At 35.1% G+C, this 9,323-nt stretch carries 9 protein-coding genes and 1 pseudogene; 9 read left to right on the forward strand and 1 reads right to left on the reverse strand.

Annotated elements, in window-relative coordinates; all coding sequences use genetic code 11:
• The first annotated feature begins 23 nt into the window (after nucleotides 1-23).
• Nucleotides 24-344, forward strand: coding sequence for a DUF4183 domain-containing protein (locus H2672_RS15315; protein WP_186672803.1), 321 nt, complete (start codon nucleotides 24-26; stop codon nucleotides 342-344).
• 509 nt (nucleotides 345-853) lie between these two features.
• Here the strand turns inward: H2672_RS15315 and H2672_RS15320 are convergent.
• On the reverse strand, nucleotides 854-994 hold the full coding sequence (locus H2672_RS15320; RefSeq protein ID WP_186672804.1) for a hypothetical protein: 141 nt from the start codon (nucleotides 992-994) through the stop codon (nucleotides 854-856).
• Nucleotides 995-1,377: 383 nt separating this feature from the next.
• Here H2672_RS15320 and H2672_RS15325 point away from each other — a divergent pair, with 383 nt between their 5' ends.
• The 8 genes and pseudogenes from H2672_RS15325 to H2672_RS19730 form a co-directional block, all read left to right on the forward strand.
• Nucleotides 1,378-1,776: a hypothetical protein gene (locus tag H2672_RS15325; protein WP_186672805.1), complete on the forward strand. Its 399-nt coding sequence runs from the start codon at nucleotides 1,378-1,380 to the stop codon at nucleotides 1,774-1,776.
• A 143-nt stretch (nucleotides 1,777-1,919) separates the two neighbouring features.
• A complete protein-coding gene (locus H2672_RS15330; RefSeq protein WP_186672824.1) occupies nucleotides 1,920-2,318 on the forward strand; it encodes a (deoxy)nucleoside triphosphate pyrophosphohydrolase in 399 nt (132 codons plus the stop codon).
• 191 nt (nucleotides 2,319-2,509) lie between these two features.
• The gene (locus H2672_RS15335) at nucleotides 2,510-5,323 is read left to right on the forward strand and encodes a DEAD/DEAH box helicase (protein ID WP_186672806.1); all 2,814 of its coding nucleotides are present in this window, start codon (nucleotides 2,510-2,512) and stop codon (nucleotides 5,321-5,323) included.
• A 217-nt stretch (nucleotides 5,324-5,540) separates the two neighbouring features.
• Entirely contained in the window at nucleotides 5,541-7,286 is a 1,746-nt protein-coding gene (locus tag H2672_RS15340) for a zinc ribbon domain-containing protein (protein WP_186672807.1), read from the forward strand.
• On the forward strand, nucleotides 7,283-8,128 hold the full coding sequence (locus H2672_RS15345) for a hypothetical protein (RefSeq protein WP_186672808.1): 846 nt from the start codon (nucleotides 7,283-7,285) through the stop codon (nucleotides 8,126-8,128). Before H2672_RS15340 ends, H2672_RS15345 begins: the two co-directional genes overlap by 4 nt.
• A 434-nt stretch (nucleotides 8,129-8,562) precedes the next feature.
• Nucleotides 8,563-8,751 carry an SRPBCC family protein gene (locus H2672_RS15350; RefSeq protein ID WP_186672809.1) on the forward strand — a complete coding sequence of 63 codons (189 nt, stop codon included), beginning with the start codon at nucleotides 8,563-8,565 and terminating at the stop codon, nucleotides 8,749-8,751.
• Between the two features lie 160 nt (nucleotides 8,752-8,911).
• Complete coding sequence (locus tag H2672_RS15355; RefSeq protein ID WP_255485850.1) at nucleotides 8,912-9,235, forward strand: LbetaH domain-containing protein; 324 nt, start codon at nucleotides 8,912-8,914, stop codon at nucleotides 9,233-9,235.
• A pseudogene (locus tag H2672_RS19730) lies at nucleotides 9,232-9,323 on the forward strand (carbonate dehydratase); the annotation flags it as partial. The gene H2672_RS15355 and the pseudogene H2672_RS19730, both read left to right, overlap by 4 nt.

A 9,323-nucleotide genomic window follows, 5' to 3' on the forward strand; every position in this document is an offset into this window, starting at 1 on the left:
GTAGACGAAAGGAGGTGAATTAAATGGCGCTTTTCCTTATTAATATCAACGTGAACGTCTCTGGTAATTCGACGAGGTTTTTTAATGTATTGGCAGCACCTTTAGCTGTCATCGATGGTACAACTGTTCTTGCAACTACTTTTCTGGATGACAGTGGCAATGCTGCAACTGCTTTTCCGGTAGTAGCGAATGGGTACTATAATCTCTATATAAATGGTGTACTACAAGAGGGCAATTCGTATACAATTACTGCTACAGAATTGACCTTTAATGGTGTCACTGGCAGTATATCTGCTGGAACTCCATTAGTTGTAGAAGCTGTAGAGTTAGTTACAGTAATTTAACTAAACAGCTTTTCAATCGAATCAAGGCCTGGTTATACAGGGCAAGTTTGTGCATACCATGGCAAACCCTTCAAAAATCAATCAGTTGGCCCCGCTCATCCCCTAAAATTCCCCCGCGATCATATGGTGATTTCCTCTAACAATTAGATGTAGAAGAAGCAAAATAACATCATTGTGGCCCAAACTTTTATGGATATGTAGTGTGGTATTTGCTTCGACGTTGATGCTCTTAGTCAATGTTCGATTGAAATTCGATTAAGCTTTCAGCATTAGAAGAAGATACTCAACACGGGTATCTTCTCTTTTTATTTTTATTTAACTTTAAAAAGATCATCCAGAACCTAGAATTGGTTTGATCAGCACAATTAACGAAAGTCTCGCTTGGAAAAGTGAAGGGAATTGTTGAATCGGTTGTTCAATAACTAAAAAGGGACCTGGATCTGAAACAACTTTGTGTTGTTTTTCAGAACCGGGTCTCTTTATTGTGACGTTCAATACGTCTAACAGCGTTACTGATCTGAAGCTGTATTTGTAGACTTTAAAGCATTTTCATAAGCAACCAAAGTTACCCCTAGTTTATCCTCCAAGCCATTTAACGCTGCTAATTGTTCGTGGTTCAAATCCGCTAATTCAACTTTAACATGTGACATATCGAATCCCCTTTCCAATTTATCCGTATTGTGTCCATTTAGGATGGGAGTATACGTTGATATGTTGGACGAATTGCAGACAATCTAATCACCTGCCCTAACTCCGGAATCGGACCTCAGCCCAGTCAATTAGGTTTTGACCTTTGTAACGCCGGCAATGGCTTTTACACGCTTATTTCATCATGGTGGTAATTAGAACTGATCAAGCAAAAATAATCGCCTCTTCTGTACGAGTAACCAGCTATAGTTCAAGTCCTAAAGTAATGGACAGTTTCGATAAAGTCAGGATAATCGGCACTAATACAGAATGGTTTAGAAAAACGATGATAGGGGGATCGGAAAGGTATAGAAATAAAGAATTTGAATTCAGGGGAGGATCTATTTTGAAATCAACTATCAAGTATAGTATTGAAGAAACGCTAGTCCAAGTGATTCATGATAATGGAGAAGTTATTGTTAAAAGAGGGGTTTGGGTAGAAGGTGAAGGCCTTTGTGCGATTTATGATATAGATGAATGGCACTTTAAATTTGTTTGCACAACAAGTTTCGAGTTAAACATAATGCTTGCTACTCAAGACCTACGCATGAAAGACCCAGAGGAAGAGGAGCGCTTATGTTCAGAATGTGGAATAACGATGCAAGAAGGATTTTATTTTGAGTCGGATGGAACACAGTATTGCAGTGAAAAGTGTTTAACAAAAGTGATTACGTGGGATGAGTATTTGGCAATTCACGATGATGGAAATGGTGACGCTTATTGGACGGATTGGTATGATTGTTGAGGTTATATAACACGCGAGGTATCATGGGGAATTGAGGTCTCTGGTGAATTTAATATGTAAATGGAAACTATATGGTATGATTTGCTTATATAATCAGATAAATGTTTCTGTGATGAAAATAAAATTAAGAATAGGTGATTACAATCAAAAAAACTGTACATGTTGTAGGCGCAATTATAGAAAATGAAGCCGGGAAAATACTTTGTGCACTACGTGGACCAGAAATGACCTTACCGAATTATTGGGAGTTTCCAGGCGGCAAAATTGAAGAAGGAGAAACAAAAGAAGAGGCTTTAAAACGTGAAATTCAAGAAGAGCTGGGCTGTACAATTGAAGTGTTTGCTCAAGTTGAAGACGCGATATATGAATATGAAAAAGTTATCGTGAGGTTGGAGACTTTTATGGCTAAAGTCATTTCTGGTACCCCTGAAGCGACAGAACATGCTGAACTAAAATGGGTTTCGAGAAAAAAGCTAAAAGGACTAGAATGGGCGCCAGCAGATATATCTGCTATTGAAAAGTTACTGAGTACATTAGGTTAAATTTCAAAAAGAGGTTTGAAAATAGCTGTGTTAATAGGTGATGATTCCCGGGGGGAATGAGGGCCATGTCCACTAATTATATTTTATTTGTTGATATTTTTAATATGTAAATCTTACTAGCTCTGGACGTAGAACAGTTTCTATACATCCAATAAATTGTATTATAATAACATAAAGTCAGGGGCAATCGAATGGAAGCGGTAGAAAAAAAGCTAATAGTCAATTCTGAAAAAGGAAATTTATTAAGAGAATTAGTGAAATCGATGAGCGAGTGCCAACGGTTTTATTTCAGCGTGGCTTTTATTAATTTTAGTGGGCTTCAACTTTTGCTTGATCCTCTAAAGGAAGCAGAAAATAATGGGATTCAAGGAAAGATCATTACCTCAACTTATCTCAATTTTACGGAAGCGAAGGCATTGAAAAAAATCAGTGAGTTTAATAATGTTGATTTAAAAGTTTTTGTTACCGATAAAGAGATAGGTTTTCATACGAAAGCATACATTTTTGAGTACAAAGATAGCTACAAGGTAATAATTGGTTCATCTAACATCACTCAAAGCGCTCTGAAAAGTAATATTGAATGGAATGTTGAAATCATCACAAAAGAGAAAGGGAAATTTATTCAAGACGTTTTAAATGAATATGATTACCTTTGGAATATGAGCGAGGATGCGGATCAAGATTTTATTAATAGGTATGAAGCGTTTCTGAAAAGGTTCAACAGTAATCGATTCTCCAATCAAATGATCTATGAAAATAAACAATATATTATCCCAAATAGAATGCAAAAGCGGGCCACTGAGAATTTAGAAAGACTGAGGAGTTTTGGGGAGAAAAAGGCACTTGTCATCGCGGCAACAGGTACGGGTAAAACATATATGTCAGCATTTGATGTGAAGGGTTTGAAACCAAAAAGACTTCTTTTTATTGTACATAGAGAAGAGATTTTGAAAAAGGCAAAGGCCGCCTTTGAAATGCTGTTACCAAATGAGGACCTTTCTTTTGGGCTACTGACAGGCAATCATAAGCAAAAAAATGTTAATTATGTTTTTGCCACCATTCAAACTATCTCCAAATGTTTTCAGGAGTTTGAAAAGGATGAATTTGAATATTTAATTATTGATGAAGCGCATCATTCAACTAGTCCTACATACCAAAACGTTTTGAATTATTTTGAGCCGAAATTTACTTTAGGGATGACCGCTACGCCAGAACGAAGTGATGGTAATAATGTTTTTGATCTCTTCGATAATAATGTTGCGTTAGAAGTCCGCTTACATGAAGCGTTAGAGGACGAGCTAGTTATACCTTTTCATTATTTTGGAATCACTGATATTGAAGGTATTGATCTTACAGATGTTAATATTGACGATATTGCGGAAATCACGAAAAGGTTAAAGGTTCATGAACGAGTCGATTTTATTATTGAAAAGTTGGATTTCTATGATCATGATGGTGAGAACAGAAAGGGTCTAGGTTTCTGCGTCAGTATTGAACATGCGCAATATATGGCTAGTGAATTTAATAAAAGAGGTTATAAAAGCGTTTGTTTATACGGTGCTGATTCACCAGAAACACGTGAACGATATATTAATCGATTAGAAAGTGATCAGGATGAATTAGAATTTATTTTTACGGTTGATATTTTTAATGAAGGGGTCGATATTCCTTCTATTAACACAGTACTAATGTTAAGACCGACAAACTCTCCCATTGTATTTATTCAACAATTAGGAAGGGGATTACGGAAACATGCGGATAAAAGCTTCTTAACAGTCCTTGATTTTATCGGGAACCATAATAAAGCGTTTCTAATTGCACTTGCGCTAAATGGAAGTCGTTACTATGATAAAGAAAGCCTAAAGGTAGCTATTGTAACGGGGTTTTCCAATATACCTGGATGTACCCATATCCAAATGGATAAAATATCTCAGGAAAGAATTTTAGCACAAATTGATAATGAGAACTTTAATTCAATGAAGTATTTGAAAGAAGAGTACTCTGAATTTAAAAAGCTTAATCAGGGGCGGACTCCTTACTTTTTACTTGATTATCTGAAATATGATGGAGCACCAGACCCTATTAGGTTTATTGATAGGGAGAAAACATATCAACAATTCGTGGCCAAAGTAGAAAAGGATGAGTTTTTAGATGATCTTTTACAGAATGGTGCATTCGAAGGTACTTTAAAAGAATTATCAAGTAAGCTACCTTTGAAGCGGATACATGAGTTTGTTATCATTCGATATTTATTAGAACACGAAGAAATAAATCTAGAAATCGCTAAGCAACAAATCTTAAAGTTGGTTACTAATGTTGATGATGATAGTGTTCTGCATACTTTTGAGTGTTTGAATCAAAACTACTATGATAGTGTCCAACTAAAAAATAAGCCCAAATTGATTCATTATAGCAATGGAAGTATGGTTAAGACACAAGTTTTTAAAGAGCTGTTAGAAAATGGGGAATACCGTAAATTTATTGAAGATACCATTACCTACGGGATTTTCAGGTACGAAAAGGAATTTAAAGGAGAATACTATGGTGTTCCATCTTTTAAATTGTATGAACAATATCAAATGATAGATGCTGCTTTACTGTCAAACTATAGAAAGATTCACAGCTCATTTAGAGGATCTGGCTTGGTTGCTAATGGAAATGAATACTTTTTATTCATTGACTTGCATAAGGAAGAGGATGTTAAGGAAAGCATTAACTACCAGGATAAATTTATTAATCCCCGGGAATTCCAATGGCAGTCTGTGAATAATACTACCCAACAGTCTGAAAGAGGAAAGAATATTATTTTTAACAACCAGCGAGGAGTAAATCTTCATTTGTTTATTCGAAAGTACAAAAAGATTGATGGAAAGATCGAGCCCTATATTTATATTGGGAAAGGAGATTCTATTCAATTTGAAGGGAACCAACCGATTACGGTAAGAATGGAATTGGAAAATGAAGTACCTACAATTTTATATAGAGAATTTACTGAAAGGGTGTAGTTTTCTCACGTTGTGAAGACTATTTCAATTTAAGGTACCAGGTACTGGGACTGTGTTGGTACCTTTGGTCACTAAATGAATGAATAAGGGAATTCTACTTGTGATAAGGGGAACCGTACCATAAGTAAGTGCGGTTATGTTAAACTATCTTTTCTTAGTACTGTATTTTACTAATAGTTATTTGATTTATCCAAAGAGATGAATAGGGGGTATTAAATTGAATGACTCAATGGGTGGAAATGGAGATATTCCACTAGATGGAGAAGCAAATATATACATTGAACAAGCGGAATACATTGATAAAAGTGAGTTTCTTAAATGGAGTATAGAACATCCAGATGAAGTGAGAATAATAAAAAGGCTTTCTTCTGGAGGAGCAAAGTTATTAGTAGGTCCCCGAGGTTGTGGTAAAACAACATTAATGTTAAAAACTTATTATCAGTTAGCATCAAAGTTGAATGTTTCCGAATCAAGAGACTCACTGCCTATATATGTTAACTTTAAATCTGCTTTAAAAGTAGAACCTATGTACAAGGCTAATGTCAACGCTAGTTTTTGGTTTAACCAATGGATATTGTTTAAAGTCTATCAAGGGCTATACTCGGTAGCTGAGTACTCTGGTAATATGTCTGAAGTGGAATCAGAACTTATGTATTCTAAAAGGCAAGTGAACTTGCATCTGAATGATTTGGAATTTAGATTTTCAGAGTTATCTACGGAAAAAAATATTATTACTATAAGTATTCTTGAGGAAGAGATAAATAAGATACTAAATATTTTTAATAAACAACATTGTGTCTTATTATTAGATGATGCTGCGCATGCATTCTCCCAAGAGCAACAAAGAGATTTTTTTGAGTTTTTTAGAAACGTTAAAAGTAAAAAAGTATCCCCAAAAGCAGCTGTTTATCCTGGAGTAACTAATTACTCTGCAAACTTCCATGTAGGTCACGATGCAGAAGAAATAAATGCTTGGCTTCGTGTAGATACCCCTGGATATATAGAATTTATGTTCAGCTTGCTAGATAAACGCCTTACTGAAGACGTATTCAATGGAATAATGAAGAGAAAAGATATCCTCGAAGTTATTGCGTATTCTTCATTTGGCATGCCCAGATCATTCTTAAATATGGTTAGAGAACTATATAAGAAGAATGATGATGGTACTACTTCGTTTAGTCTACAAAAAAGAACTATGTTACAAATCGTTAAGAAAAATGTTAAGCAAACCATGGGGATTTATCAATCACTTCAGTATCAATTACCAACATACAGTAAATTTATTATTAAAGGCGAAGAAATATTTAAAGAATTAATAAACCTATTAAAACAATACAATAAGGGTAAAGCCGCCAATGAGCAAACAGTGACTATTGGAATATCTAAAAATTCTCCAGTGGAATTAAAGAAAGTAATAAGTTTTTATCAATATTCAGGGTTAATTATGCCCGTTGGAGACATTAGTAAAGGTTCTCAAGAAGGCGTTTATGAATTATTCACACTTCATTTTGGTGTATTAATCGACAGTAATGCTTTTTTAGGTAAAAAATCATTATCTATAGAAGACTTACAAACGGCATTAAAAAGTAGAAATGCACACTACTATAAAAAAATTACTTCTTCCAGTTTGTTAAATGGAAACGATCCTAAAACAGTATTTCCTTTATCACTACCTCCTTGCCAAAAATGTAGCACACCGCGACAGGATGAAAACGCTAGGTTCTGTCCAAATTGTGGGGCGATGTTAAAAAGTATTTCTGTATTTGAGTCATTAATCTCTAACGATATAGATAAGCTACCTTTAACGCCGCAGCGAGTAAAATCTATTAAGGAACAGTGTAATATTAGAACAATTAAAGATATTCTCATGGACACAGATAATAAGGAGTTACGAAAAGTGAAACAAGTCGGTGAAGTATGGACAGAAAGGATATTCTCTTACGCGGAGGAATTTATAGTATGAGTAAGAATAGAATCCCAAACTGTATTAATGAGATTCAACCCAACTACAGCTTGCCTGACTTAGAAGGTTTTATTGATTATATCCCGTTTAGTTCAATATCTCCAATAGATGAGTTTAAAGAAGCTTTTACAAAACTAATTCAGTTAGGATCGAGTGACTATTTTCAGAACTTTAGAGATATATCCTCTGGATTGATATTAAGTTTGATTTCCTTAACGGAAAACTATTTCAGAAATATCTTGACAAGAACAATTTTAATTTGTCCGGTTTCCCAGATAGCTTCTAGCAATCAAAATATAAATATAGGTTCAGTATTATGGCACGGAGGTAATAATATTATTCACGGCGTTTTTGAGAATATATCATTTGCGAGTGGTAAAGAGGTAAAGAATGCTTCATTGAAGTATTTAGAATTTCAAATCCCCAAAAACAGTTTGTTGGAATCAATATTTAATGAATATGATAAGATTTGTAATTTAAGACATGCAATTGTTCATTCAGATGGATTTTTAGCAGGTAAAAATGCTACAGCGTTAGCTATATCGAAGGTTGATACAAAAGTGAGAGTTAAGTTAGAATTTGCGGCGTTTCAAGAAATTGGCGTTTTATGCCTGACTTTAGTGACTAACTATAATGATGAATTGTTCAAAGAGTTGTGTGAGAGATGGTCATTGGTATGGAGAAGAGAATATGGGATAACGGTTACTAATGAAGAGGAAAAATTCGTGGAAATGTGGAGCACTTTTGTTTCTTCTGTTGATCAATTAAATGGTGTAATTAGTAATGAGATGAGTATGGTTGATTGTATGCAACAGATAAAAAGTATCTATCAATTAATTTAAAAAAATACGCATTTAACTATATTGGGGTGAACCTAACCATAAATAAGGGGGGTCCACTAACCGCGCATGGGACGAAGAAAGCCCTTCTCCCCGTAGGAGAAGGGCTTCCCGCCACCGATGATGAAAACTACTGAGCAGGAGTATTAGTCTTTATTTAATTTTGGGTACCTGTGCGTAACACTACTTTGTAAATTCACTATAATTGTATGAAGATAATAAAGGGTCAGATATCAAGGGGGATATATGGCTTTTTTGCATTTTTATAAATATCTATGAACTGTTTGTAGTTGTGTCATGCACAGGTACGGGTCACTAAATCTCGTATCGCATTTAATGCGCAATTCCTTGGACGAGAATTAGAATACGTTTATGAGATTGTAGAGTATAAACTGCATCAAAAGCTTATCTTGAGAACTGCAGACGGGCCATTTCCGATGGAGACGACTTATACATGGGAAGCTATTGACGGAAACCGTACACGGATGACTTTACGGAACAAAGGGAATCCAACAGGGTTTTCAAAGATATTTGTTCCGATTATGTCCACGATGATGAAAAGAGCAAACAAGATAGACCTGAAAAAAATTAAGGAAATACTCGAAAGTAATAAGGTCGGATTATGAGATTGAAAAAATTCCTCAGATTAAAAAACTGAGGGATTTTTGTTTTCCAACACGGGCATAGATCACTAATAGTACCGTGCACAAACGTTCGAAGTTTTGACTATAATCATTCCCAGTCACATAAAATGCCTAGACATAAAAGTGAAAAAGGGGTGCGTGATTGAGAGGAAATAGTGATTCAGAATACAATTGTTTTAAGCCGTTTATTAGTCCAAATCCAATCACGTCTCTTAATCCAGTTCAACGATATCCATCCATTGATGAAACAGCGCTTATCAGTCCGTTTTCGAGTGTTATCGGCGATGTATTCATTGGGGATAATGTGTATATTGTCCCTAATGTAAGTGTCCGCGCAGACGAAGGGGCTCCATTTCATATTGGTTCTACTGTTAATCTACAAGAAGGTGTAGTTTTGCATGGGTTAGTAGATAAACGTATTTCCCTGAGCAATATAGTTATTCAATCTTCATTGGAAATGAAGTGACGATTGCACATGGAGCCCTGGTACATGGTCCTTGTTACATTGGAAATGACGTTTTTGTCGGATTCAAGTCTATTGTATATAATGCCAT

Source organism: Sporosarcina sp. BP05 (assembly GCF_014282005.1).
Taxonomy (GTDB): Bacteria; Bacillota; Bacilli; order Bacillales_A; family Planococcaceae; genus Sporosarcina.